The organism is Sphingomonas sp. BL-S-29 (genome assembly GCF_055521495.1).
This window is the reverse complement of sequence record NZ_CM145482.1, coordinates 922215-947332: the sequence shown is the minus strand read 5'-3', so window position 1 is coordinate 947332 and position 25118 is coordinate 922215. Positions and strand designations below refer to the sequence as shown.

Sequence of the window (25118 nt, the reverse complement as noted above, 5' to 3'; positions counted from 1 at the left end):
GAGGCCGGGGTCCAGTTGGGCGAACCTCTCGATCGACCATTAAAGCTTTCTCAACTGGGCCCCGGCCTCCGCCGGGGAAGAAAAAATTAGAGGCCCAGCTTCTTCTCCAGCCAGCGCGCCGCTTCTTCGGGCGAGGCCTTATCGTCGTCGCGGTCGACCATGTAATTCGCCTCACGCATCGCCTCTACGGGCACGTGCCCGATCAGCGGCGTCACGGCATCGACAAAGGCGCGGTCCCTTGCGCGTTTGGGTGAGACCAGCAGGATCGCGTCATAGCCCGGGATCGCCCCCTTCGGGTCGGTCAGCACGGCGAGCTTGTCCGCCGCGATGCGGCCGTCCGAGGAGAAGGCGGGGATGACGTCCGCCGTGCCGCTGGTCAGCGCGCGGAACATGAAGGTCGGCTGATAGGGATGCGCCTCCCTGAAGCGCAGGCCGTAGGCGCGTTTCACCGCGGCCCATTCGGGGCGTTCGAGGAATTCGATATCGGTGGCGAGGCGCAATTGCGGCGCGAGCGGGGCCAGATCGGTGATGCTGTGGATACCGCGCCGGGCGGCATCGTCGCCGCGCATGGCGAAGGCATAGCTGTTCTCGAACCCGAGCGACCCGAGCAGCCGGACGCCGTGATACCGTTGCGCCCAGTCGGCCACGCCCTTCACGATCGCAGCGCGCGGCGGCACGTCGGTGCGTTTCATGCCGTTGGTCCAGATCGTGCCGGAATAGTCGACATAGACATCGATATCGCCGCCGGCGACCGCCGAGAAGGCGACGACCGAGCCGAGCCCTTCGCGATACTCGACGCGGTAGCCCGCTTTCTCCAGCCGGTGGCCGATGACGCGGGCGAGGATATATTGCTCGGAGAAACCCTTGGCCCCGACCACGACAGTCTGCCCGCCCTTCGGCCAGAGCGGCGCAAGCGCCGCGAGCACGCCGACCGCGAGGATGGCCGTGGCGATCCATACCCGTAGCGGGCGGCGCGCGGCGATGCCGTGTTCGATCACGCCGAGCAAGGCGTCGACCGCCAGCGCCAGCGCCGCCGCGGTGAGGCAGCCGGCAAGCACCAGCGCCCAGTTCTGCGTCTGGAGGCCGGCGAAAATCATGTCGCCGAGGCTCGGCTGGCCGACGGTGGTGGAAAGCGTCGCGGCGCCGATCGTCCAGACCGCGGCGGTGCGGATGCCGGCCATCAGTATCGGCGCGACCAAGGGTGCCTCGACCAGGCGGAGTTTCTGCCAGGCCGTCATGCCGACGCCGTCCGCCGCCTCGATCACCGCCGGGTCGATGCCGTTGAGGCCGGTGACGCCGTTCCGCAGGATCGGGAGCAGCGCGTAGAGCGTCAGCGCGAGCAATGAGGGCAGGAAGCCGAGCGCGGGAATGCCGCCGCCGACCAGAGTCGAGAGCGACAGCAGCAGCGGATAGAAGAGCGCGAGCAGCGCCAGCGACGGAATGGTCTGGACTAGGCTGGCGAAGCCGAGCGCGACGCGCGCGACGGTGGGGTGACGGGCGGACCAGATGGCGAGCGGCAGGCTGATGACCAGGCCGAGCGCCAACGCCGAAGCAGCGAGCAGCAGATGCGCCGCGAGCAGATCGGGCACGCGGGAGAGCGCTTCGAGAAAAGGGCTCATGCGCCGCCCTCCAGTGCGTGAAGGCGACGGGCCTGTTCGCGCGGGACGGCAACCAGGGCATCGGCCTCCGCCCCGCCCTCGCCCGCGAGCAACGCCCTGGGCGTGGCGTCGGCGACGATTCTTCCGGCGGCCATCACCAGCACGCGGTCAGCGAGCAGCAGCGCCTCGGCCATGTCGTGCGTGACCATGATGGTGGTGAGGCCGAGCCGGTCGTGCAGCGCGCGGATCGCGGCGCCGAGCTGGTCGCGGGTGACCGGATCGAGCGCGCCGAACGGTTCGTCCATCAGCATCAGGCCCGGCGCGGTGGCGAGCGCGCGGGCGACGCCGACGCGCTGGCGCTGCCCGCCCGACAGCGCGTCGGGCATGCGCGCAGCGAAATCGCGGGGCAGATCGACCAGATCGAGCAGGTCGGCGACGCGGCGCGCGCGATCCTTCTCGCCCGCGAGGCGCAGACCGATGCCGATATTCTCGGCGACACTCATATGCGGGAACAGGCCGATATTCTGGAAGACATAACCGATCCGGCGGCGCAGCGCATAGGGCTCGGCGTTGGTCACCTCCTCGCCGGCGATCGCGATCCGGCCGGTACTGGGCTCAATCAGGCGGTTGACCATCTTGAGCAGGGTCGACTTGCCCGAGCCCGAGGCGCCGACCAGCGCGACGAAGCTGCCGCCGGCGATCTCCAGCGAGACACCGGCGAGCGCGATCGTGTCGCCATAGGATTTGGTGACGCCGTCAAAGGCGACCGAGGGACCGGGCGATTGTTCTGGCATCGGCGCAGTTTGTGCGGGAGGATGCCGCGAACGTCAAACGGCGACGGGAGGGGCAGCATGGCGGACGCGGCGCAGAAATCGATCTTCATCACGGGCGGCGGATCGGGCATCGGCCAGGCGACGGCGAAGCTGTTCGCGGCGCAGGGCTGGCGCGTCGGGCTGGCCGATGTCAATGCGAAAGGCCTCGCCGAGACCGCGGCGATGCTGCCCGCCGGCATGGCCGAGACCTATCAGATGGACGTGCGCGACCGCGATGCCTGGGTGGCGAGTCTCGACGCCTTCACCGCGCCCGCCGGCGGCACGCTCGACGTCTTGTTCAACAATGCCGGGATCGGGACGGGCGGACCGCTCGCCGAGATGAGCTTCGAGGATATCGACCGGACCGTCGCGATCAACCTGACCGGCGTGCTCAACGGGGCGCGGATCGGCTATGCCTATCTCGCGCGGACCCCGGGATCGTGCCTGCTCAACACCGCCTCCGCCTCGGCGATCTACGGCTCGTCCGGGCTGGTGCCCTATTCGATGACCAAGTTCGGCGTGCGCGCGATGACCGAAGCGCTGGACGGCGAATGGCATGGCGCCGGCATCAAGGTGCGCGACCTGGTGCCGAGCTTCATCGAGACACCGCTGCTCAATTCGCCCGCGGGGGGATCGAACCGGTCGATCCGCGAAACGGTGACCGCGGCTGGGCTCGAGCTGACGCCGGTGAGCGCGGTCGCCCAGGCGGCGTGGGACGCCGTGCATGGCGACCGGCTGCATAGCTATGTGGGCAAGACCGCGCGGCGCATGGCGTTCGCGGCCCGCTGGGCACCCGGCGCGCTGCGCAAGATGATGCGGCGAGGGGTTGCCGGAGGCCATTGAGATTTAACCCCTCCTCTTCGGGGCTCTCACCTATGCGCATCCCGCGCTTGTTTCGTAGAGAAAAGGAAGTTCGCGCGGAGACGCTGAGGCGCGGAGAGGATGAGACGCAATTGAGCGAGCCCGCGTGGTGAAGGGACTCTCTGCGCCTCAGCGCCTCTGCGCGAATCCCTTCTCGACCCTCTCGTCCAGCGCGCCACAGACCATGGGAGACTGGTCTGTTTGAGGGGGCGGGTCCTTACGAGTCAGGCCATCAGCAAATCGATCGCCTCGGCCATGTCGACGTCGCGCTGGGAGAGGCCGCCCGCGTCGTGGGTGGTCAGCAGGATCTCGACCCGGTTCCATATGTTCGACCATTCGGGATGGTGATCCGCCTTTTCCGCGAGCAGCGCGACGCGGGTCATGAAGGCGAAGGCCTCGCTGAAATCGGCGAAGGTGAAGGTGCGGGTGATCGCGTCGCGGGCTTCGTCGAAATCCCATTCGTCGAGCTCGTCCAGCGCGTCCGTGCGTTCTTCCTCGGTCAGTTGCTCGATCGGCACCATTTCCTCCTGCTGGCGCACCCCGCGCCTTGGCCTTAAGGCATAGCCCATGGCAGCATCCGTTCAACCGCGCAGCGCGCCCGATGCCGATGCGATCCGCGCGATCGCGCTGAAGGCGCTCAACGCCCTGCCCGCCGAATTCCGCGCGCATCTGGGCGATGTCGTGCTGATCGTCGAGGAATTTGCCGATGAGGAAACGCTCGACGCGCTGGGCATCGAGCATCCGCTCGACCTGACCGGGCTGTATCACGGGCGGCCGGTGGGCGAGAAATCCTCGATGGAATCGGGATCGCTGCCCGACCGCATCCATCTCTATCGGCGCGCGATCCTGGAGGAATGGACCGAGACCGGCGTCGGGCTGGACGAGCTGGTCGCGCATGTGATGATCCATGAGGTGGGGCATCATTTCGGCCTGTCCGACGACGACATGCATGCGCTGGAGGATATGGTGGGGGACGCGTGACGCTGGCGTTCCGCGAGGTGACCTGCGCGCGTGGTGGGCGGGTGCTGTTCGAGAACCTGTCCTTCGCGATTCCGGCGGGCGGCGCGGCATTGGTGACCGGGCCGAACGGGGTCGGCAAATCGAGCCTGATCCGGATCGCGGCGGGGTTGCTCAAGCCGGCGACGGGTGCGGTCGAGGGACCGCCCGCGCGGGCATTGATGGCCGAGGCTGCCGCGCTCGACGGGGAGCGGCGACTGGGCAGCGCGCTGCGCTTCTGGGCGGCGGTGGACGATGATGACGGCGATCCGGGCGCGCGCGTCGGGGCTGCGCTGGAGGCGACCCGGCTGACCGCGCTGGCCGAGGTGCCGGTGCGGCTGCTCTCGACCGGGCAGCGACGCCGTGCCGCGCTGGCGCGGGTGGTGGCGAGCGGCGCGGCGCTCTGGCTGCTCGATGAACCAGCCAATGGGCTGGACGAGGCGAGCGTGCGCGTGCTGGAGACTCTGATCGCCGCGCATCGCGCGCGCGGCGGGACCGCGCTGGTCGCGACGCATCTGCCGATCGAGGTGCCGGGCGCGATGCCGATCGAGCTGGGCGCCGCATGAGACCCTTCCTGACCCTGGTCGCGCGCGACCTCGCCCGGGCCTGGGCTGGGGGGAGCGTGACCTACACGCTCGCTTTCTTCCTGCTCGTGGCGATCCTGTTTCCCTTTGCGATCGGGCCCGATGCGGCGCTGCTGGCGCGGGTCGGCGGCGGGGTGATCTGGGCAGCCGCATTGCTGGCGGCGCTGATGCCGGTCGAGCGGCTGATCGGGCCGGATGCCGAGAGCGGGGTACTCGACCAGTTCGCGGTGCGCGGGCTGAGCATGGCGAGCGTCGCGGCGGCGAAGATGGTGGGGCATTGGCTCGCCTTCGGGCCGCCCTTGATGCTGGCGGCGGTGATCGCGGCGGGGCTGCTGGACCTGTCGGGCGAGACGGTGTTGCGGGTGGAACTGGGGTTGCTGATCGGGACGCCGGGGCTGGCGGCCTTGGCGGTCGCGACCTCGGCCCTGGTGTCGGGACTGCGCGGGGCCGGAGCGGTGGCGGGGCTGGTGATGCTGCCGCTGGCGGTGCCGCTGCTGATCTTCGGGGCCGGATCGATCGATGGCGGGATGGGGGCGGTGAAGCTGCTGGCGGCGGTGAGTCTGATGCTGGTGGCCGGGGCACCGTTCGTGGCGGGGGCGGCAATGCGGGCGGGGATGGAGTGAGGTTACTTCGGGCAGGAAGCGTCTTTCCCCCGTTCGTTTCGAGCGAAGTCGAGAAACCTGCTCCTGGTGCCTGTTTCTCGACTTCGCTCGAAACGAACGGGAAGTTGGGATCGTCCCGAGGAATTTATCGCGACCACCGCGCCCAGATCGCGGTCGGCAGCAGCAGCCCGCGCGCTTCCTCGCGTACGGCCAGTTCTCCTGCTTCCACCTTGCCGCCGAGATCGCCCAGCGCCTGGTTCAATAGCTCGCCGATCGCCAGCGCCGACATGCGCACCGCATAGACGGTAAGGAACAGGAAGCGCGATTCGCTATCCAGCAGCTTGCGGCAATCGGCGATCAGGCCGGGCAGGCCTTCCTCCAGCTTCCACACCTCGCCCTCCGGCCCGCGGCCGAATTTGGGGGGATCGAGCAGGATGCCGTCATAGCGCCGGCCGCGACGGACTTCGCGGGCGACGAACTTGGTGGCGTCGTCGGTCATCCAGCGGATCGGCTTGTCGGCCATGCCGGAGAGCACCGCATTGGCGCGCGCGGCCTCGACCGATTTCTTCGAGGCATCGACATGGACCATCTTCGCGCCCTTGGCGGCCATGGCGAGCGTACCGACGCCGGTATAGCCGAACAGGTTGAGGCATTCGGGCGCTTCCATCCCGGCGACCTGCTCGCGCATCCAGCTCCAGACCGGCGCCATGTCCGGGAAGAAGCCGAGATGGCGGAACGGCGTGGTCTGGGCCTGGAAGCTGACCTGGTCCCATTTGAGCGGCCAGCCGTCGCGCGGGACCGGTTCGGCGAATTCCCAGCGGCCGCCGCCTTCCTCGTCCGATCCGGGCACGAACTCCGCCTGGGCGCGCCAGTCGTCGCGCGCCGGGGCCCAGAGCGCCTGGCCCTCGGGGCGGATGAAGCGGAAGCGACCATAGCGTTCGAGCTTGCGGCCATGGCCGGAGTCGATCAGCCCATAGTCAGCCCAGGGCTCGCCGATGAGTGTTACTAGGTTCACACCCCTTCTCCGTTCGTTTCGAGCCCTTCGACTGCCCGCGTAGGCAGGCGCTCAGGACAGGCTTCGGCCCTTCGGGCCGAAGTCGAGAAACCTGCGCCTGGTACCTGTTTCTCGACTTCGCTCGAAACGAACGGGGAGAACATCATCACGCCTTCGCCACCGCCCGTTCGGCGATATAGCCGGTGACCGCGTCGAAGGTGCCGGACAGGGTCGCGTAACGCTCCTGCCGGTCGAACAGGTCGCCGATCCGGGCCGGGAGCGACGGGCGCACGCCAGTCGCGCGCTCGACCGGTTCCCGGAACTTGGCCGGATGCGCGGTCGCCAGGGTGACCACCGGTATGTCGGCGGCAAGATCGGCGCGGCGCGCGGCGGCGAGGCCGATCGCGGTGTGCGGATCGATCACCTGGCCGGAGCCGTCACAGGCCCAGCGCATCGCCAGCGCCATGTCGTCGAGATCGATGCGGTCGCTGACGAACAGGCCGGCGGCGCCTTCGCGCTGGGCGTTGGTGAGGCGCATCGCCTTGCTTGCCTCGAAACCGCGCATCTGCTCGCGCGTCGCGTTGCCGTCGCGACCGCCGAGATCGAACAACAGCCGTTCGAAATTGCTGGAGACCTGGATGTCCATCGACGGGCTCGGCGTGGGCACGACCGTGCCTTGCGAATAATCGCCGTGGGCGAGTGCGCGGTGGAGGATGTCGTTGACGTTGGTCGCGACGACCAGCTTCGCCACCGGCAGGCCCATCCTGGCCGCGACATAGCCGGCGAACACATCGCCGAAATTGCCGGTCGGGACCGAGAAGGCGACGGGACGGTCGGGCGCGCCGAGGCGGACGGCGGCGTAGAAATAATAGACCACCTGCGCCATCAGCCGGGCCCAGTTGATCGAATTGACCGCCGAGAGCTGGAATTTCCCGGAAAAGCCGGGATCGTTGAACATCGCCTTCACCAGCGCCTGGGCATCGTCGAAGCTGCCGTCGATCGCGATATTGTGGATGTTGGGGGCAAGCACCGTGGTCATCTGGCGGCGCTGCACGTCCGACACCCGGCCGTTCGGGTGAAGCATGAACACGTCGACGCCGGTCCGGCCGGCCAGCGCGTCGATCGCGGCCGAGCCGGTATCGCCCGAGGTCGCGCCGACGATCGTCACATGCTTGTCGGAACCAGCCAGGAACCGCTCGAACAACAGGCCGAGCAGCTGGAGCGCGACATCCTTGAAGGCGAGCGTCGGGCCGTGAAACAGCTCGAGCAGCCAGTGCCGGTGGTCGAGCTGGACGAGCGGCGTGACCGCCTGATGCGAGAAGCGGCCATAGGCCTGAGCGCACAGATCACGCAGTTCCTCGCGGGAAAGCGTGCCCTCGACAAAGGGCGCCATCACCGCGACGGCGGTGTCGACATAGGACAGGCCGCGCAGACCGGCGATCTCGTCGGCGGTCAGGCTCGGCCAGGTCTCGGGCACGTAAAGGCCGCCATCGCTGGCAAGGCCGGCGAGCGTGACCTGTTCGAAGTCCAGGACGGGGGCCGCCCCACGGGTGCTGATATAGCGCATGGCCGTTGCGCCTAACCGCGGCGCGGCAAAGTCACAAGCGGATCAAACTTTCAGGCGGCGACGCAGCGCTATCCCGTAGATCACCCCGGCGACGAGCGCGAACAGGAACCATTGCACGGCATAAGCGAGATGGTTGTTGGGGACCGAGGCAAGATCGGGCTGCGGATTGGCGTCGAGCCCGGCCACCGGCGGATCGGCGACGAGCATCAGGGTCTTGGGCTGGCGCGAGAACCAGGTGGCGATCATCGGCCGGTGATCAGGGGCGTGGCTGATATAGCCGGTCACTTCGCCGCCGCCCCAGGCCGGCTTGGCATCGGGCGCCTTGGCCACGCCCATCAGCACGGTGAGGCCGGGGCCTTCGGCGCCGGTGCGGCACTGGGCGATCTGGCGCCAGCCGGTCCGGCCCGCGGCGTTGCGCCCGCCCTCGACCTTGAAGCTGACCGCCTGGAGGCAGAAGGCGCTGGCGCGGCGGAACAGCAGGGTATCGTCGACCGGAATACGCGGAAAGGCGATCGGCGGCAGCGCGCGATTGGCGGCAAGGCGCACGAGCAGCGCCTCCTTCTGCCCCTTGCGTTCCAGCTGCCACACGCCGAGCGCGATCATCGCCGCGATGGCGAGGCCGACCAGGATGGTCGCGACGATGGGGAAGCGCGGCTTCATGAGTCGGAGATCCGGCCTTCGTGCGCCGAGTTGCGATATTCGAAGGCGAGCAGCGCGCCCTTGGCGATACGCAGCGATCCCGTCACGGCGACCGCCGCCAGCGGGATGAGGATCAGCGCCAGCAGCCAGAGCGGCGGCTCGACCGTCAGCTGCAGGGTCACCGCCACGCCGACGAGCAGCCCGCCAACGATCAGGGTGAGGAAGGCGGCCGGCCCGTCGCCGACATTGAACCGGGTGAGATCGAGTCCGCAAACGGTGCAGCGATCCGCGAATTTCGTCATGCCGGCAAACAAGGTCCGGCTGCCGCACTGGGGACACAGGCCCTTGATCGCCACATCAGCGGGCGCGGGGCGCGGCGAGGGGACGGGCTCAGGCGTGACCGATGCACCATGGATCGGGCCGCATGTCGACGGGCATGCCCGGAACATCGGGCGCGGGATGGCGCAGCTTGAAGGTAAAGGCCCGCTCGCTCGGGCCGAAGCGGTCGAGCAGCCAGAGCCGGGCGAAGGCTTCGTCGACAGTGGGGGTCGAGCCCGCGGGAATCCACCACAGCGCCTGATAGGCCCCGTCGAACCGGTCGAACCAGGCCCTGCGCTGCGCCATCACCGGCGTGTGGGCGCTGCGATAGACATAGTCGAACAGCGATTCGGCATCCGCCCAGACCGACATGTTGACGATCAGCCTGGGATCGGGGGTCGGCTGAAGATCGGTGGCGCTATTGCCCTCGCCCTTCAGGCGCCAGACGAATCCCGCGCTCGCCTCGGCCAGCGCGTTGATCCGGTCGAGTTGCTCGAAGAAGCCGGCGACCTGCGGGTCATCGGCCGGCGCGACGAGCCGGCCGATATTGACCTGGGCAAGATGCCAGCGCGACGTCACGCCGGCCTTAGCCGCCGTGGACGGGTGCGCCCCAGCCGCCCCAGACATAGATCGAGACGAACAGGAACAGCCACACCACGTCGACGAAATGCCAGTACCAGGCGGCGGCTTCGAAGCCGAAATGCTGGCGCGGGGTGAAGTCGCCCTTATAGGCGCGAATCAGGCAGACGATCAGGAAGATCGTGCCGATGATGACATGGAAGCCGTGAAAGCCGGTCGCCATGAAGAAGGACGCGCCATAGTTGATCCCCTGGAAGGGGAAGGGCGCCTCGGCATATTCATAGGCCTGGATCGACGAGAAGAGCAGGCCGAGCACAATGGTCAGCCACAGGCCCTTGAGCACGCCGTCGCGGTTGCCCACGCCGAGCAGGCCCCACAGGCCGGTCTTTTCGCCGCCACGCTGATTGTGGATCAGCGCGTGGTGCGCCCAGGTGACCGTCGTGCCCGAGGTGAGCAGGATGATCGTGTTGAGCAGCGGGAACTTGAAGGCGTCGATCACCTCGAGGCCCTTGGGCGGCCAGGTGCCGCGCGCGGCATCGGCGATCAGGCTGACGGTGCCGTCGGCGAGCTGCACCGGTGCGGGGAACAGCGAGAAATCGAAGAACGCCCAGAACCAGCCGACGAAGAACATCACTTCCGAGGCGATGAACAGGATCATGCCGTAGCGCAGGTGGAGCTGCACCACCGGCGTATGATCGCCGGCATGCGCTTCCTTGATCACATTGCCCCACCAGGAGAACATGGTGAGCAGCACCGCCGCGACGCCGATGAAGAAGACGACACCGCCGCCGATGCCGAACACGGCCGCGGAGTGCATCCACATGATGCCGCCGATCGCCATGGTGAGCGCCGAGAAGGCGCCGACGAACGGCCAGATATCGGGTGGCAGGATATGGTAGTCGTGGTTCTTGGCGCCGGCCATTCTTCGGTCCCCGTTATAGGCTGTGGTGCCCGCTCTAGCTTGCTGCTTTCGCGGAATCCACAGGGTAAAAAGTGTAGCTGAGGGTGATATTCTTCACGTCGGCCGCATCCGGATCGGCGAGGATCTTCGGGTCGACGAAGAAGATGACCGGCATGCGCGCGGTCTCACCCGGCTTCAGCGTCTGCTGGGTGAAGCAGAAGCACTGGATCTTGGTGAAATATTTGCCAGCCTGGGCCGGCGTGACGTTGAACGTCGCGGTGCCGGTGACGGGCTTGTCGCTCTTGTTGGTCGCGGTGAAGAACGCCATGTCGCGCGCGCCGATGGCGATCGTCTCCGACGGCACTTCGGGCTTGAAGGTCCAGGGCAGCTTGGGCGACACGTTCGTGTCGAAATCGATGCGCACCTGCGCGTCGCCGACCGCGCCCGGCGCGACCAGCCCGCGCTGCGTGGTGCCGTTGAGCCCCGTCGCCTCGCAGAACATGCGGTACAGCGGCACGCTGGCATAGCCGAGCCCGGTCATGCAGCAGACGCCGATGCCGGCGAGGATCGCGGTGCGCACCGTACGGGTCAATGCGCGACCCCCGCCTTGATCTTCACGATGCTGATGGCGAACACCAGGATGACGAAGGCGCCGAGCAACAGGGCCATGACGACCGCGCGCGAACGCTGGCGGGCGCGGATCTGATCGTCGTCATTCTGCATCAGCCGACCCATCTGTCGACGACCAGCGCGCCGAAAAGAATGAAAAGATAGAGGATCGACCAGGCGAACAGCCGCTTTTCCGGCTTCATCGCATCGCCCGTGCCGGTGGTGCGCAGGCTGACCTGCAGCGCCAGCGCGGCGAAGACCAGGGTGGTCACGACGGCGACGCCGCCATAGATCGCCCCGGTCAGGCCGAGCGCCCAGGGCGCGATCGCCACCGCCGCCATCGGGATGGTGTAGAGCCCGATCTGCAGCCGGGTGGTGCGCTCGCCCGCCACGACGGGCATCATCGGCACGCCCGCAGCGGCGTAATCGGACTTCATGAACAGCGCGAGCGCCCAGAAATGCGGCGGGGTCCAGAGGAAGACGAGGGTGAACAGCAGCACCGGCAGGGTCGCGACGTCACCGGTCGCGGCGGCCCAGCCGATCAGCGGTGGAAAGGCGCCCGCGGCGCCGCCGATGACGATATTCTGCGGCGTCCGGCGTTTCAGCCAGACGGTATAGACCAGGACGTAGAACAGGATCGATACGGTCAGGATCGCGGCGGCGATCAGGTTCACCGCCAACCCCATCAGGATCACCGAAAAGGCCGCCAGCCCAACGCCGAAATGCAGCGCCGATTGCCGGTCCATGCGGCCGGCGGGAAGCGGCCGCCTGGCGGTGCGCTTCATCACCGCGTCGATATCGGCCTCATACCATTGATTGAGCGCGCCCGCCGCACCCGCGCCGAGCGCGATGCACAGGATCGCGGTGAACCCGAGCACCGGATCGATCCCGACCGGCGCCGCCAGCATCCCGCACAGGCCGGTGAAGACGACGAGCGTCATCACCCGCGGCTTTGTGAGCGCGAGGAAATCGCGCCAGTCGGCGGGAAGCAGGAGTGGCTGTGCGGTCGTCGTGTTCATCGTCATTTCAATGCGTAGCGGCGCCGGTCGAATCCGGCGCCGCTATCGGTTGGTGGTGCCGCCACAGGCGGCCCCGCGCGTCAGTCGATCCGCGGCAGCGTCTCGAACTGATGGTAGGGCGGTGGGCTCGACAGGGTCCATTCGAGCGTCGTCGCGCCGTCGCCCCAGGGATTGTCGCCTGCCTTTTTGCCCGCGAACAGAGACCAGATGATGTTGGCGAAGAACACCAGCATCGACAGCCCCATGATCATATAGCCGATCGAGGCCATGTGATTGAAATACTCATATTCCGGATTGTAGTCCGGAATACGCCGCGGCATGCCCTGCACGCCTAGGAAGTGCATCGGGAAGAACATGACGTTCACACCGATGAAGAACACCCAGAAGTGCAGCTGGCCGAGGAACTCGTTGTACATCCGGCCCGACATCTTCGGGAACCAGTAGTAGAAGCCGGCGAACAGGCTGAACACCGCGCCGAGCGACAGCACGTAATGGAAGTGCGCCACCACGTAATAGGTGTCCTGCATCACGTCGTCGACGCCGCCATTGGCGAGCACGACGCCGGTCACGCCACCCACGGTGAACATGAAGATAAAGCCGATCGCCCAGACCATGGGCGTCTTGAAGCTGAGCGAGCCGCCCCACATCGTCGCGATCCAGGAAAAGATCTTGATGCCGGTCGGGACCGCGATGACCATCGTCGCGGCGGTGAAGTACATCTTCACGTTCACGCTGAGGCCGGTGGTGAACATGTGGTGCGCCCACACGACGAAGCCGACCACGCCGATCGCGACCATGGCATAAGCCATGCCGAGATAGCCGAACACCGGCTTCTTCGAGAAGGTCGAGATGATGTGGCTGATCATGCCGAAGCCCGGCAGGATCATGATGTACACCTCGGGGTGACCGAAGAACCAGAACAGATGCTGGTACAGGATCGGGTCGCCGCCGCCGGCCGGATCGAAGAAGGTGGTGTGGAAGTTGCGGTCGGTCAGCAACATGGTGATCGCCGCGGCGAGGACCGGCAGCGAGAGCAGCAGCAGGAACGCCGTCACCAGCACCGACCAGACGAACAGCGGCATCTTGTGCAGGGTCATGCCCGGCGCGCGCATGTTGAAGATGGTGGTGATGAAGTTGATCGCGCCCAGGATCGAGCTGGCGCCCGCGAGATGGAGCGAGAGGATCGCCATGTCGACCGAAGGCCCGGGCTCACCATAAGTGGAAAGCGGCGCATAGACCGTCCAGCCGGTGCCCGCCCCGCCAAAGAAGGGCGAGGAGAAGAGCAGGATGAACGCCGGAACCAGCAGCCAGAAGCTGATATTGTTCATGCGCGGGAACGCCATGTCCGGCGCGCCGATCATCAGCGGCACGAACCAGTTGCCGAAGCCGCCGATCATGGCGGGCATGACCATGAAGAACACCATGATCAGGCCGTGCGCGGTGATCAGCACGTTCCAGAAGTGGAGCGATTCGTCGAGGCTCTGCGGGCTGCCATGGAACCAGCTGGCCCAGGCGCCGAGATACTGGATGCCCGGCGCAGCCAGTTCGAGGCGCATCAGGCCCGAAATGCCGCCGCCAACGATGCCCGCGACGATCGCGAAGATCAGGTAAAGGGTGCCGATGTCCTTGTGGTTCGTCGACATGAACCAGCGCGCGAAGAACGCCGGCTTGTGATCCGCATCGTGATGCGCATGATCGTCATGATGCGCGTCGAACGCGGACGGGTGAAGGGCGGTGTCGGTCATTGCTTACTGTCCAGCGTTGCCGGCGCCGGCGGGGTTCGCCGTGGCAGCCTGATTGGTCTCGGGAACGGCGGCGGTCGCATTCTCGACCGGCCCGGCGGTGTTGGCGGCGGCGTTGTCCGCCGGCGGCGCCAGTTCGGCGTCGGACGGCTTGGCGCCGCCCGGGGCCGGCATGGTGCCGCCCTTCGCCTTCACCCAGGCAGCGAACACCGCGGGCTTCACCGCCACGACGGTGATCGGCATGAAGCCATGGCGCGCGCCGCACAGCTCCGAGCACTGGCCGAAATAGACGCCTTCCTTCTCGATGGTGAAGCTCGTCTCGTTCAGGCGGCCGGGGACGGCGTCGAGCTTGATCCAGAAGGCCGGGATCGCCCAGCTATGGATCACGTCGTTCGCGGTCGTGATCAGGCGGATCGGCGTGTTGATCGGCAGCACGACGCGGTTGTCGGTCGCCAGCAGCTTCGGCCCGTCGGCGTCAGTGCGCGAACGCTCGCCCGGCTGGACCTGGTCCTTCTCCTTCAGCATGTTCGCGGTGATCTCGAACCCGCCATGATCCGGATATTGATAGCTCCAGTACCACTGGTTGCCGATCGCCTTGAGCGTGACGGCATTGGCCGGCGCCGGCTTGAACTGCGCCGCCAGCAGCCCGATCGAGGGCGCGGCGATCAGCGCGAGGATGATGACGGGGACGCCGGTCCAGATGATCTCGATAAAGGTGTTGTGCGAGGTCTTGGAGGGCACCGGGTTCGCGGAGCGGCGATAGCGGAACATCACCCACATCAGCAGGAACAGCACGAACAGCGAGATGACGACGATCACGGGGAACAGGATGGCGTCATGGAACCAGTGGGCGCGGCGGCCATTGGGGGTCACCTGATCCTGCAGCGTCCAGTGGCCGTTGACCGGCATGCCGACACCGAATTTCGGCTTCACGTCCGGACCGCCGTCGAGCGCCAGCATCGGATCGGTCGGCACAGCCGCCGCCGGCGCCGCGGTCGTCGGTGCAGCGCTGGTCGTCGCCGGAGCCGCCGTGGTGGTAGGCGTGGCCGCCTGTGGCGCCGGTGCCGCGGCGTGGCTGATACCCGCTATCGCGAGTCCTGCCGCCAGCACGATCGACTTCAACCCCTTACTGCGCATGCGTCTCGTCACCCCTGATTGCGCCTTTCCATCCACGGCGCGCGAGCGGGAATACGCTCGTTGCGATGGGCCTATACGCGGGAGGTGCTGGTGTCTCAAGCGTGTCGGGTCGTTTTTTGACACACCATGGGTTGTGGGCGTTGCACGGCCCTTATGGGGCTCCTATCAACCGCTCGCTTTCACGAAAGACCGTGTTGATGACCGACGACGAGATCCTGGCCGAGTTCCGTGCCGCCGACGCCCTGCTGGAAGGGCATTTCATCCTGTCCTCGGGGCTGCGCTCCTCACGTTATCTGCAATGCGCGCGCGTGCTGATGGATCCCGCGCGCGGCGCGCGCCTGGCCACCGAGCTGGCGACGCGCATCCCCACCGCGATCCGCTCGCGCATCGACGTGGTGGTGTCGCCCGCGATGGGCGGGGTGATCGCCGGGCACGAAATGGCGCGGGCGCTGGGGGTCGAGGCGATGTTCCTCGAACGGCCCGAGGGCGTGTTCGAGCTGCGCCGCGGTTTCCGCCTGACGCCGGGTGCGAAAGTGCTGATGATGGAGGATGTCGTCACCACCGGTCTCTCATCCCGTGAGGCGATCGCGGCGATCGGGCGCGCCGGGGGCGAGACGATCGCGGCGGCGGCGCTGGTCGACCGGTCGGGCGGGACCGCCGATCTGGGCGTGCCCTTCTTCCCGCTGATTCGGGTCGACGTGCCGACCTATAATGCCGAATCGCTGCCGCCCGAGCTGGCGGCCTTGCCCGCGATCAAGCCGGGCAGCCGGGCAGCGGCATGAGCGATTTCCTGCGGCTCGGCGTCAATATCGACCATGTCGCGACCGTCCGCAACGCACGCGGCGCGGGCTATCCCGATCCGGTCCGTGCGGCGATCGTCGCGGCCAAGGCAGGCGCCGACGGCATCACCGCGCATCTGCGCGAGGACCGGCGTCATATCACCGACGACGATATCGCGCGGCTGTCCGAACAGCTGACCATCCCCCTCAACCTCGAAATGGCGGCGACCGACGAGATGCTCGCGATCGCGCTGCGCCACCGCCCGCATGCCGCCTGCATCGTTCCCGAGAAACGCGAGGAGCGCACCACCGAGGGCGGGCTGGACGCGGCGGGGCAGCATAACCAGCTCGCGTCGCTGGTCAGCGAACTGGGCGCGGCGAAGATCCGCGTCTCGCTGTTCATCGAGCCCGACGCGCGCCAGATCGAGGCCGCGCTGCGCCTCGGCGCGCCAGTGGTCGAGCTGCATACCGGCCGCTATGCCGAGCTGGAGGGCGAGGCGCAGGCGGAGGAGCTGCGCCGGCTTACCGACGCGGCCGCGCTCGCCGCGAAGAACGGCATCGAAGTGCATGCCGGGCACGGCCTGACCTATGACAATGTCGCGCCGATCGCCGCGATCCGGCAGGTGCGCGAGCTGAATATCGGCCATTTCCTGGTGGGCGAAGCGATGTTCGTCGGGCTGGGCGCGGCAGTGCGCACGATGCGCGCCGCGATGGATTCGGCGCGGTGAGGGGGCGACGCGCCTTCTCCCCTCCCGCTTGCGGGAGGGGTCGGGGGAGGGCCTGTTCCGATGGCGACCCCCTTGACGACATGCCCTACCCTAACCCCTCCCGCAAGCGGGAGGGGAATTGAAGTGATCATCGGCCTCGGCTCGGACCTCTGCAATATCGAGCGAATCCAGGCGTCGCTCGATCGATTCGGCGCGCGGTTCGAGCAGCGCGTCTTCACCGAGATCGAGCGTGCCAAGGCCGACCGCCGTCCCTTCACCAAGGCCGGCACCCTGGCCAAGCGCTTCGCCGCGAAGGAGGCTTTCTCCAAGGCGGTGGGCACCGGTTTCAAGCGCGGCGTGTTCATGAAGGATATCGGCGTGATCAACGCGCCCTCGGGCGCGCCCACGCTGGCGCTGACCGGCGGCGCCCGGGCGAGGCTTGACGCGCTGACCCCCGCAGGCCACGTCGCCCATGTGCATCTGACGCTGACGGACGACCATCCCTGGGCGCAGGCCTTTGTGGTGATCGAAGCGATCAGGACCGAGTAGGACGATACATGAGTGAGGAGTTGGCGTTGCAGGGAGTGCCCGATCAGGAGGCCGCACCCGCGCCGGATACCGTGGAGAAGCGCCCGACCACTGACTGGTGGGGCGAAGTGAAGGGCATATTGTGGCTGATCCTGGCGGTGCTGGGCTTCCACAGCTTCATCGCCAAGCCCTTTTACATCCCGTCGGAATCGATGCTGCCCGGGCTTCAGGTCGGCGATCAGCTGATCGTGACCAAATATGCCTATGGCTGGTCCTTCGTCTCGCCGACCATTCCCAATCCCGTGGCGATGTTCCGCAGCCTGGTGCTGCACCAGGAAGTCGAGAGCTGGGGCGTGCAGCTGCCCTTCATCCATGGCCGCCTGTTCGGGAAGATGCCCGAGCGCGGCGACGTCGTCATCGTCACCCCGCCGACCCGCAACACCGATTATATCAAGCGGCTGATCGGCCTGCCGGGCGACCGGCTGCAGGTGATCGACGGCACCGTGTTCATCAACGGCGTGGCGGTGAAGCGCGGGACCCCGCACGATTCGCTGATCCCGGTCGACAAGAAGACGGTGTGCGATCCCGAGCAATATCCCGGCGCGCTCGAAACCGGCACGGACGGCAGGCAATATTGCCGCCTGACGCTGGTCACCGAGACCCTGCCCAATGGCCGCCATTACGACACGGTCGAGAGCGGCCCGAGCGACGGCGACAATTACGGCCCGATCACGATCCGCCCGGACCATGTGTTCCTGATGGGCGACAATCGCGACCATAGCGCCGACAGCCGCTTCGCCATTGCCGCGATGGGCCTGGGCGGCGACGTGCCCTGGGAGAATCTGGGCGGGCGCGCCGAATTCATCACCTTCTCGAAGAGCGGCAATGGCAGCTGGAACCCCTTCACCTGGGGCCAGAGCTTCCGGCCGGGCCGCGCGGGCACCTCGCTTCACGCGGCGCGGGACAATCCGAAGGAATGACGATGGAGCAGGCGTCGGCCCCGATCGATCCCGAACCCGGCCCGAACGAGCTGCGCGATCCCTTTGTCCGCAAGGAGCTGAAGCGCGCCACGGTATGGCTGGGCCTGGCCGCGGCGATGGCGCTGGTGGTGCTGCTGATCCAGCCCTTGCTGATCATCTTCGCGGGGCTGGTATTCGCCGCGATGCTCGATGGCGGCGTGCGGCTGCTCGGGCGGATCCTGCCGATCGGACGCGGGCTGCGGCTGATGATCGTGATGGTCTGCGCCGTGGCCTTCATCCTCGGCGTCTTCTACATGACCGGCGTCCAGGTCGCGGCACAGGCCGAGCAGCTGCGCGTGACCCTGGAGGTGCAGGCGAACCGCCTGATCGACTGGGCATCGGCCAGCGGATTGATGCCGCGCCGGGCCGACCTGAACGGGCTGGCCCAGCAGGCGATGGGCTCGTTCGGCAAGCTCACGTCCTGGGTCGGCACCGCGGTCGGCGCGCTGACCAGCCTGTTCATGGTGGTGGTGATCGGCCTGTTCGTGGCGATGGAGCCGCGCATCTATGATCGCGGGCTGCAATGGATGGTGCCGTCCGACGTGCGCGCCGAATTCGCCATTACGATCGAGCGCATGGCCGCGACGATGCGCCGGCTGCTTGCCGGGCGCCTGGCCGGCATGTTGTTCGAGGGCGTGCTGACCTGGCTCTGCCTGTGGGCGGTCGGCGTGCCGATGGCCCTGCTGCTCGGCATCCTGACCGGCATGCTTGCCTTCATCCCCAATATCGGCGCCTTCACCAGCGGCGTGCTGATGGTCGCGGTCGGCTTCAGCGCCGGGGTCGATACCGGGCTATGGGCGATCGCGGTCTATTTCGGCGTCCAGACTTTCGACGGCTATGTCGTGATCCCGATGGTGGCGCGGCGGACCGTCGACCTGCCCCCGGCGCTGACCCTGTCGTCGCAGATCCTGGCCAGCACCCTGTTCGGCGTGCTCGGGCTTGCGCTGGCCGACCCTATCGTCGCGATGATCAAGGTCGCGCTCGAGCGCAATTCGGAACGCGCCATCGCGGAGGATTCGGGCGGCACATGATCAAGCTCTATGATTATTGGCGTTCCTCGGCAGCGTACCGCGTGCGCATCGCGCTCAACCTGAAGCGCGTGCCCTATCAGAGCCAGGATATCGCGCTGCTCGAGGGCGTGCACCGCGCGCCGGAGAATCTCGCGCGTAACCCGCAGGGTTTCGTGCCGACGCTCGAGGTGGACGGCGTGCCGATTACGCAGAGCCTCGCTATCATCGATTATCTCGACGCGCTCTACCCTGATCCGCCGATGGTGCCGCACGATCCCCTTGCCCGCGCGCGCGTGCTCGCCCAGGCGCTGGTGATCGCGGCGGACATCCACCCGGTGAACAATCTGCGCATCCTGAAGCGGCTGGAGAGCCAGTTCGGTGCCGACAAGGCGGCGAAGGACGATTGGTATCGCCACTGGATCGTGGAAGGTTTCACGGCCCTGGAGAAACTCGCCGAGACGGGTGACGGGCCGTTGCTGGGCGGCGACGCGCCCAATCTCGCCGATGTCTGCCTGGTGCCGCAGATGTTCAATGCGCGCCGCCTGGAGGTGACGCTCGACGCGTTTCCGCGGCTGGTGGCGGCGGACGCAGCGGCCAATGCGATCGCCGAGATCGCGGCCGCGCATCCCGACAGGGTCAGGCCCGCCGCCTGACGTCCGCCACGACCGAATCGAACAGGTCGAGATAGGCTTGCCCCGAATCGACGCCCGGTTCGGGCGTCGGCGCGGGACGGGCGCGACCCGGCGCGAGCCAGTGATCCAGCGCCGCGACGAGCGCCTGGTCGTCGCCGGGCGGCACGACGCTGCCCAGGGTCGGGTCGCTCACGATCTCGCGCACGGCGACGCTCGATTCAGTGGAGATGACGGGCGTGCCCTCGGCCAGCGCCTCGCGCAGCACGCCCGGCACGCCCTCGAAATCGGACGTCAGCACCACCGCGGCCGCGCGGGCCAGCGCTGAGCGTGGCTCGGTGACATAGCCCGGCAGGTGAACGCGGCGCCGCAGCCCGAGCGCGGCGATCTGGGCTTCGAGCGCGGACCGTTCGGCGCCCTCGCCCAGGATCACCAGATGTACGTCGTCGGAGGCAAGCCGGGGCAGCGCCGCGATCATCCGGTCCCAGCGCTTCTGCGGCGCGAGCCGGCCCACGCCGAGCAGGAAACGGCCAGCCGGCAGCCATGAAGGTAGCTCCCCGGACGATCCCGGTGCCGGCGGATTGGCGATGACGCTGACGCGGTCGGGCACGATCCCCATCGCCGCGATCGCCTCTTCGCGCATCGCCGGCGTCATCGCGACGACATGGTCGATGAAGCGCGGATGGAGGCGCAGCCAAAGGGGATAGCCGAATGAGACGAGCGCGCCCTGATCGGTCCGGTCGAGCCGGTTCGATACCTTGGCGACGATCGGCGGGCAGCGCCGGCCCAGCCGCGCGCGCAGGAGGAGCGCGATGCCGGTATAATGATTGCCGGGGCAGAAGATCAGATCGGGCGTCACGCTCCGGGCGATTCCGGCGACCGCACGCAGGCCGATATGGGACGGATCGCCCAGGATCCGGACATCCACATTGGCGGGCAGTTCCGCCGCGAGGGGCCCGCTTGCCTCGCCGATCACCAGCGTCACGCGACGCCCCAGATCGCCCCAGCTGCGGGCGAGTCGCAACAGCACCCGTTCCACCCCGCCGCCGTTCAGCGTCTGCGCATAGGCCAGAATGCTGGCCGCTTCGGGCGAGGGTTTCAGCATCGGAAAGAACACCATAAGCCCTTATTGCGGCGAAAATTTCGCAGCGCAGCACAATACGGACATTATTTTGGTGCAGGTTGAAAATTGCCCTGGACACGCAATTTAACTAGGGCGCGCCTACCCGGTCGAGACCGGAAACAGAAAAAAACGGGTCTAATGTGGACGGACTGGGATCTAAAATTCCTATGATGGACAATGCCAAAGCGCCGCTGGTGACGGTCCCCGACCTCGCCGGGCTGGAGCCCGTGCAGACGCTGAAGCGGCGTTGGCCGATGGTGATCGGGGCGATCGTGACGATCGCAATGATCGCCGGGCTGGGCCGCGAGCTGTTCGGATCGGGGCTCGCGGGCCTGAGCCGCGCCGTGCCGCACAATCCGCTCTTCTACGTCGCCTTCGCGCTGCTCTATCTCGCGCCCCCGGTGGGCGACTATATCATTTTCAGGCGGCTATGGCGCATCCCGCTGTCGGGCCTGACCGCGCTGTTGAAGAAGCGGATCGCGAACGACGTGGTGCTCGGCTATTCGGGCGAAGCCTATTTCTACGCCTGGGCGCGGCAGCGCGCGCAGATGGTGGCGGCACCGTTCGGCGCAGTGAAGGACGTTTCCATCCTGTCCGCCATCGCCGGCAATGCCGTCACGCTGGCGATGATCGCGCTCGCGCTGCCGCTTGGCGCGGGCCTGCTCACCCCGCTTCAGCTCCACACGGTCGAAACCTCGGCAGCGATCACCTTCGCCATGTCGCTGCCCTTCCTGATCTTCTCGAAGCGGGTCTTTTCGCTGCCGCGGGGGACCCTGTGGTGGATCTTCATGGTCCATTGCATCCGCCTGATCTCGGGATCGATCTTCCTCGCCTTCGCCTGGCATTACGCGCTGCCTACCGTCTCCATCGGCATGTGGCTGATCCTCGGCGCGGCGCGGCTGCTGGTCTCGCGCCTCCCATTAGTGCCGAACAAGGACCTTCTTTTCGCCAATTTCGCGATCCTATTGATCGGGCAGGATGCAGAGCTTTCGGAATTGATGGCGATGACCGCGGCCCTCGTATTGCTCGTGCACATCGCCCTGATCGCTTCCTTCAGCCTGCATGGTTTGCTGAGGACGAAGAATGTCGTTGCATAAATTTATCGCGGGCATCGCCCTGAGCGGTGCGATGCTGATCCCCCTGACGGTCGAGGCCCAGGCCGGTGTGCTCGGTCCGGACAGCCCTGCCTGCATCAATGGCAACGGCCCGGCAATCCGGGTCAATGTCAGCGGGCTGAAGGATCGTGTCGGCGAACTGAAGCTGGAGTTGTATCCGGCGACCGACGCGGATTTCCTGAAGGACGACCGTGACCTGTTGAAGGAAGGCAAGTTCTTCCGCCGGGTGCGCGTGCCGACACCGCAGGCGGGCGCCGTGATCATGTGCATCAAGGCGCCGGCGCCGGGCCAATATGCGCTGCTGTTCACCCATAATCGGGATGGAAAGAACAAGTTCGATTTCTGGAGCGACGGCGCCGGCTTCCCCAGCAACGTGAAGCTGGGGCGCACGCGCCCCAAGCTTAACATGGCGACGATCAATGTCGGCTCCGGCGTGACCACCACCGATATCCAGGCGCAATATCTGCGCGGCCTTGGCGGCTTCGGGCCGATCAAGCCGAAGGACTGAGGGTCGCCATGCGAATCGTCGACGTCAACGAGTTCTACTCGCCGACTGGCGGCGGGGTGCGGACCTATATCGACCGCAAGATGGGAATCATGTCCGAACTTGGGCATGAACTGATCGTGATCGCCCCGGGCCGCCAGGACGAGGTCGAGGAGCGTCCGGGCGGCGGTAAGATCATTTACGTCAAGGCCTCGCGCCTGATCTTCGACAAGAATTACGGCCTGTTCTGGGATGCGGCGCCGGTCACCAAGCTGCTCGACGAGTTGAAGCCCGACCTGGTCGAGGCATCGTCGCCGTGGCGCCCCGCCTGGATCGTCGGGCAATGGCAAGGGGACGCCGCCAAGGTGTTCTTCATGCACAACGACAATGTCGCTGCCTACGCGATGCGCTGGTTCGAGGGGCTGGCCGCGCCTGACCGGATCGAACGCGCCTTTGCCTGGTACAGCCGCTATATGAGCCGCTTCCTCGACAATTACGACGCGGTGGTGACCAACGGCCCGGCGCTGGAAAAGCGGCTGAAGGCACGCGGCGTGCGGATCGACGCGGCCATGCCGCTCGGCATCGAGCGCGGCCATTTCTCGCCGGCGCTGCGCGACGAGACGCTGCGGGCGGCGCTGCTCGCGCAATGCGGCCTGCCGCCCGAGGGCCATTTGCTGCTCGGTCTCGGCCGGCACCATCCGGAGAAGCGCTGGCGGCTGGTGATCGACGCGGCCGAGCGTGCCGGCGCCGACCTGCCGGTCGGGCTGATCCTGCTCGGCGCGGGCATCGAGAGCCGGGCAATCGAGAAAAGGATCGCAGGATCGCCGCATATCCGCATGTTCCGACCGGTCTATGACCGCGAGCGACTCGCCCGGATCGTGGCGAGCTGCGACGCGCTGATCCATGGATCGGAGGCCGAGCCGTTCGGGCTGGTCGCCTCGGAAGCGATGGCCGCCGGGCTGCCGCTGATCGCGCCCGACACCGGCGGCTGCGCGGAGATCGCCGATCCGCTCTGCTCCGAGCTCTATACCGCCCGCGATGCGCAGTCCGCCGCGCTGGCGATCCATCGCCTGTTCGAGCGCGATCCCGCCATGCTGCGACGCGCCGCGAAGGTCGCCGCCGGCAAGGTGCGCAGCGATCGCGAGCATACGGTCGAGCTGATGGCCTATTATGCCGAGCTGGTCGCGGCGCGGCGCGAAGGCCGCCAGAGCGGCACCGCCGCCTAGAGTCGCTCGAAGATCTGGATCGTCTGGTTACCGAGCGGCCTGGCCGCCCGCAGGCGATAAGCCTTTTGCACCTCCTCCATCACCAGCGCGCGCGTGTCGGCACGTTCGCCGCGATAGGCGGGCCGCAGGACGATGATGGCTGGCTTCATCGCCAGGATGCGCACGATCTCGGCGCGCTGATCCACCCCGATCGCCCCGGTTTCGCGCACGCGCCCGAGATGGCTCGGGAAAAGATAGCGAGTCAGCGCGCAGCGGCCCGTCGCCGGGTAGAGCGCGGCGTCGCCCGAATAGACATAGAGGCAACCCGGAGCGTGGCCGATCGCATCGACGATCGCGTGGAACTGCGCCGGCGTGCCGCGCGTGTACCGTGTGGTGATCAGCGTCGCCTGGCCTCCGACCAGGGCGATCAGCAGCACCGGCAGCGCGGCGCGCCGCCCGGTGACGTGATCGCCAAAAAAACCCGCGGCACAGACGGCCAGCGGCGGCATCAGCGGCAAGGCATAATGGTTGAACCAGGACCCGAAGACGAGCAGGCCGAACGCCGCCGAACTTGCCCAGGCGAATAGCCAGAGGCGGACCGCGCGCGTTTCCGGCGACGTTACGCCGCCCGACCGGACGGCAAGGATCGCCGCGGCGATCAGGGGTGAAGTAATCAGCAGGATCTGGGCAAGATTCCCGATCTGTTCGAGCACCGGATCGGGCCGGCGACCGAGGATCGACGTGACGTTGGCGAAGAACCACGCGTCGCTTGCGCCGATCGCGGCAAAGGCCAGCCAGGACAGCAGGGTCGGCAGCAGCGCCATCACGACCAGCCCTGCGCCATAGGGCAGGATCGTCCAGCGCTGCCCGGCCCGCCATGCGCACCACAACAGCCACAGGCCGAAGAACATGCCTTCGAACACCACTGAATATTTGACCTGGAGCGCGAGCCCGACCAGCGCCATCGCCGCGACGCCGCGCAGGCGGGGCGAGCTTTCCACTGGACGGGGGGCAATCAGCGCGGCGGCCGCGATGATCAGCAGATTGTAGAAGATCGGGGACTGGCCGCCCTGTCCGTCGACGAAATCGACCCACAGGACATAAGCGAGCGCACCGGCCAGCGCACCCCTGTGCCAGCCGGCGCGATCGGCCAGGCGCGCGATCAGCAGGGCGGTCGCGACCAGGCTGGCCAGCGCCATCGCCTGATAGGCCCAGGTACCGAGCGGCATGCCGAGCGCCGCCGCCGGCAGATAGATCAGGAACAGCCCGATCGGTTTCCTGTCCCACACATCGACATAAGGCAGGGCACCGTGAGTCCAGGCCTGGGCCGCGACGAAATAGAATTCCTCGTCGACATGGATGATCGGATTGCCGAAGGTGATCGCGCGGGCGAGGATCGCGACCAGCAGGATGATCGGCCATCGCCGGCCGGGCGCCATCGGCGTCGTCAGCCGGTCGGCGGCCAGAGTGAAAAGTCGCAACATCGTTCCCGGCCCTTAGAAGCGATGCCGCCGGCTGTCACGGAGCCGCCATCAAGCAAGGGCAAGGGCGAGGTTCAGGT

General features: G+C 67.2%; 29 protein-coding genes. 13 read left to right on the top strand and 16 right to left on the bottom strand.

Going from position 1 to position 25118, the window contains the following annotated elements:
* Window positions 1-86 precede the first annotated feature (86 nt).
* A complete protein-coding gene (locus ACZ1I2_RS04580) occupies window positions 87-1619 on the bottom strand; it encodes an ABC transporter permease/substrate-binding protein (RefSeq protein ID WP_465170857.1) in 1533 nt (510 codons plus the stop codon).
* Entirely contained in the window at window positions 1616-2392 is a 777-nt protein-coding gene (locus tag ACZ1I2_RS04575) for an ATP-binding cassette domain-containing protein (RefSeq protein WP_465174984.1), read from the bottom strand. The genes ACZ1I2_RS04580 and ACZ1I2_RS04575 overlap by 4 nt, the downstream gene beginning before the upstream one ends.
* Window positions 2393-2449: 57 nt before the next feature.
* Here ACZ1I2_RS04575 and ACZ1I2_RS04570 point away from each other — a divergent pair, with 57 nt between their 5' ends.
* Window positions 2450-3253 (top strand): SDR family oxidoreductase, encoded by an 804-nt coding sequence (locus ACZ1I2_RS04570; protein WP_465174985.1) that lies wholly within the window; start codon window positions 2450-2452, stop codon window positions 3251-3253.
* A 242-nt stretch (window positions 3254-3495) separates the two neighbouring features.
* Here ACZ1I2_RS04570 and ACZ1I2_RS04565 read toward each other — a convergent pair whose 3' ends face one another.
* The gene (locus ACZ1I2_RS04565) at window positions 3496-3789 is read right to left on the bottom strand and encodes a 4a-hydroxytetrahydrobiopterin dehydratase (protein WP_465177187.1); all 294 of its coding nucleotides are present in this window, start codon (window positions 3787-3789) and stop codon (window positions 3496-3498) included.
* 49 nt (window positions 3790-3838) lie between these two features.
* Between ACZ1I2_RS04565 and ACZ1I2_RS04560 the strand changes: the two genes are divergently transcribed.
* Genes ACZ1I2_RS04560 through ACZ1I2_RS04550 form a run of 3 tightly spaced genes read left to right on the top strand, consistent with a single transcriptional unit; the run spans window position 3839 to window position 5474 of the window.
* Window positions 3839-4252 carry a metallopeptidase family protein gene (locus tag ACZ1I2_RS04560; RefSeq protein ID WP_465174986.1) on the top strand — a complete coding sequence of 138 codons (414 nt, stop codon included), beginning with the start codon at window positions 3839-3841 and terminating at the stop codon, window positions 4250-4252.
* The gene (gene ccmA / locus ACZ1I2_RS04555) at window positions 4249-4833 is read left to right on the top strand and encodes a heme ABC exporter ATP-binding protein CcmA (RefSeq protein ID WP_465174987.1); all 585 of its coding nucleotides are present in this window, start codon (window positions 4249-4251) and stop codon (window positions 4831-4833) included. Before ACZ1I2_RS04560 ends, ccmA begins: the two co-directional genes overlap by 4 nt.
* Window positions 4830-5474, top strand: coding sequence for a heme exporter protein CcmB (locus ACZ1I2_RS04550; protein ID WP_465174988.1), 645 nt, complete (start codon window positions 4830-4832; stop codon window positions 5472-5474). Before ccmA ends, ACZ1I2_RS04550 begins: the two co-directional genes overlap by 4 nt.
* Window positions 5475-5598: 124 nt before the next feature.
* Here ACZ1I2_RS04550 and ACZ1I2_RS04545 read toward each other — a convergent pair whose 3' ends face one another.
* From ACZ1I2_RS04545 to coxB, 11 genes are all read right to left on the bottom strand, one after another.
* A complete protein-coding gene (locus ACZ1I2_RS04545) occupies window positions 5599-6468 on the bottom strand; it encodes a class I SAM-dependent methyltransferase (protein WP_465174989.1) in 870 nt (289 codons plus the stop codon).
* Window positions 6469-6613: 145 nt separating this feature from the next.
* The gene (thrC, locus tag ACZ1I2_RS04540; RefSeq protein ID WP_465174990.1) at window positions 6614-8014 is read right to left on the bottom strand and encodes a threonine synthase; all 1401 of its coding nucleotides are present in this window, start codon (window positions 8012-8014) and stop codon (window positions 6614-6616) included.
* A gap of 42 nt (window positions 8015-8056) precedes the next feature.
* The gene (locus tag ACZ1I2_RS04535; RefSeq protein WP_465174991.1) at window positions 8057-8674 is read right to left on the bottom strand and encodes an SURF1 family protein; all 618 of its coding nucleotides are present in this window, start codon (window positions 8672-8674) and stop codon (window positions 8057-8059) included.
* A complete protein-coding gene (locus ACZ1I2_RS04530) occupies window positions 8671-9102 on the bottom strand; it encodes a DUF983 domain-containing protein (protein WP_465174992.1) in 432 nt (143 codons plus the stop codon). Before ACZ1I2_RS04530 ends, ACZ1I2_RS04535 begins: the two co-directional genes overlap by 4 nt.
* On the bottom strand, window positions 9044-9550 hold the full coding sequence (locus ACZ1I2_RS04525) for a DUF3291 domain-containing protein (RefSeq protein ID WP_465174993.1): 507 nt from the start codon (window positions 9548-9550) through the stop codon (window positions 9044-9046). Before ACZ1I2_RS04525 ends, ACZ1I2_RS04530 begins: the two co-directional genes overlap by 59 nt.
* A gap of 7 nt (window positions 9551-9557) precedes the next feature.
* The gene (locus ACZ1I2_RS04520) at window positions 9558-10472 is read right to left on the bottom strand and encodes a cytochrome c oxidase subunit 3 (RefSeq protein ID WP_465174994.1); all 915 of its coding nucleotides are present in this window, start codon (window positions 10470-10472) and stop codon (window positions 9558-9560) included.
* Window positions 10473-10506: 34 nt separating this feature from the next.
* Window positions 10507-10992 carry a cytochrome c oxidase assembly protein gene (locus ACZ1I2_RS04515; protein ID WP_465181650.1) on the bottom strand — a complete coding sequence of 162 codons (486 nt, stop codon included), beginning with the start codon at window positions 10990-10992 and terminating at the stop codon, window positions 10507-10509.
* Window positions 10993-11039: 47 nt separating this feature from the next.
* The gene (locus tag ACZ1I2_RS04510) at window positions 11040-11174 is read right to left on the bottom strand and encodes a hypothetical protein (RefSeq protein ID WP_465170870.1); all 135 of its coding nucleotides are present in this window, start codon (window positions 11172-11174) and stop codon (window positions 11040-11042) included.
* Window positions 11174-12079: a heme o synthase gene (locus ACZ1I2_RS04505; protein WP_465170871.1), complete on the bottom strand. Its 906-nt coding sequence runs from the start codon at window positions 12077-12079 to the stop codon at window positions 11174-11176. Before ACZ1I2_RS04505 ends, ACZ1I2_RS04510 begins: the two co-directional genes overlap by 1 nt.
* 80 nt (window positions 12080-12159) lie before the next feature.
* The gene (gene ctaD, locus ACZ1I2_RS04500; RefSeq protein WP_465170872.1) at window positions 12160-13824 is read right to left on the bottom strand and encodes a cytochrome c oxidase subunit I; all 1665 of its coding nucleotides are present in this window, start codon (window positions 13822-13824) and stop codon (window positions 12160-12162) included.
* Window positions 13825-13827: 3 nt separating this feature from the next.
* Complete coding sequence (coxB, locus tag ACZ1I2_RS04495; protein ID WP_465174996.1) at window positions 13828-14958, bottom strand: cytochrome c oxidase subunit II; 1131 nt, start codon at window positions 14956-14958, stop codon at window positions 13828-13830.
* 197 nt (window positions 14959-15155) lie between these two features.
* Here coxB and pyrE point away from each other — a divergent pair, with 197 nt between their 5' ends.
* The 6 genes from pyrE to maiA all read left to right on the top strand — a co-directional run bounded on the left by pyrE (window position 15156) and on the right by maiA (window position 19654).
* Window positions 15156-15740 (top strand): orotate phosphoribosyltransferase, encoded by a 585-nt coding sequence (gene pyrE / locus ACZ1I2_RS04490; RefSeq protein ID WP_465170874.1) that lies wholly within the window; start codon window positions 15156-15158, stop codon window positions 15738-15740.
* Window positions 15737-16465 carry a pyridoxine 5'-phosphate synthase gene (locus tag ACZ1I2_RS04485; protein ID WP_465174997.1) on the top strand — a complete coding sequence of 243 codons (729 nt, stop codon included), beginning with the start codon at window positions 15737-15739 and terminating at the stop codon, window positions 16463-16465. The genes pyrE and ACZ1I2_RS04485 overlap by 4 nt, the downstream gene beginning before the upstream one ends.
* A 123-nt stretch (window positions 16466-16588) precedes the next feature.
* Entirely contained in the window at window positions 16589-16993 is a 405-nt protein-coding gene (gene acpS, locus ACZ1I2_RS04480; protein WP_465170876.1) for a holo-ACP synthase, read from the top strand.
* A gap of 8 nt (window positions 16994-17001) precedes the next feature.
* Entirely contained in the window at window positions 17002-17952 is a 951-nt protein-coding gene (gene lepB, locus ACZ1I2_RS04475; RefSeq protein WP_465170877.1) for a signal peptidase I, read from the top strand.
* A complete protein-coding gene (locus ACZ1I2_RS04470) occupies window positions 17949-19022 on the top strand; it encodes an AI-2E family transporter (protein ID WP_465170878.1) in 1074 nt (357 codons plus the stop codon). The genes lepB and ACZ1I2_RS04470 overlap by 4 nt, the downstream gene beginning before the upstream one ends.
* Entirely contained in the window at window positions 19019-19654 is a 636-nt protein-coding gene (maiA, locus tag ACZ1I2_RS04465) for a maleylacetoacetate isomerase (protein ID WP_465174998.1), read from the top strand. Before ACZ1I2_RS04470 ends, maiA begins: the two co-directional genes overlap by 4 nt.
* On the opposite strand, the gene ACZ1I2_RS04460 is transcribed toward maiA, so the two are convergent.
* Window positions 19638-20735 (bottom strand): glycosyltransferase, encoded by a 1098-nt coding sequence (locus ACZ1I2_RS04460; protein ID WP_465170880.1) that lies wholly within the window; start codon window positions 20733-20735, stop codon window positions 19638-19640. The genes maiA and ACZ1I2_RS04460 overlap by 17 nt on opposite strands.
* A gap of 188 nt (window positions 20736-20923) precedes the next feature.
* On the opposite strand from ACZ1I2_RS04460, the gene ACZ1I2_RS04455 reads away from it, so the two are divergent.
* From ACZ1I2_RS04455 to ACZ1I2_RS04445, 3 genes are read left to right on the top strand one after another with little or no spacing between them, the layout of a single operon-like run.
* Window positions 20924-21850, top strand: coding sequence for a hypothetical protein (locus tag ACZ1I2_RS04455; protein ID WP_465174999.1), 927 nt, complete (start codon window positions 20924-20926; stop codon window positions 21848-21850).
* Between the two features lie 31 nt (window positions 21851-21881).
* A complete protein-coding gene (locus tag ACZ1I2_RS04450; RefSeq protein ID WP_465174004.1) occupies window positions 21882-22376 on the top strand; it encodes a DUF2141 domain-containing protein in 495 nt (164 codons plus the stop codon).
* An 8-nt stretch (window positions 22377-22384) separates the two neighbouring features.
* Window positions 22385-23578, top strand: a complete 1194-nt coding sequence (locus ACZ1I2_RS04445; RefSeq protein WP_465175000.1) for a glycosyltransferase — start codon at window positions 22385-22387, stop codon at window positions 23576-23578.
* Here the strand turns inward: ACZ1I2_RS04445 and ACZ1I2_RS04440 are convergent.
* Entirely contained in the window at window positions 23575-25041 is a 1467-nt protein-coding gene (locus tag ACZ1I2_RS04440) for a hypothetical protein (RefSeq protein ID WP_465175001.1), read from the bottom strand. The genes ACZ1I2_RS04445 and ACZ1I2_RS04440 overlap by 4 nt on opposite strands.
* Window positions 25042-25118: the final 77 nt, after the last annotated feature.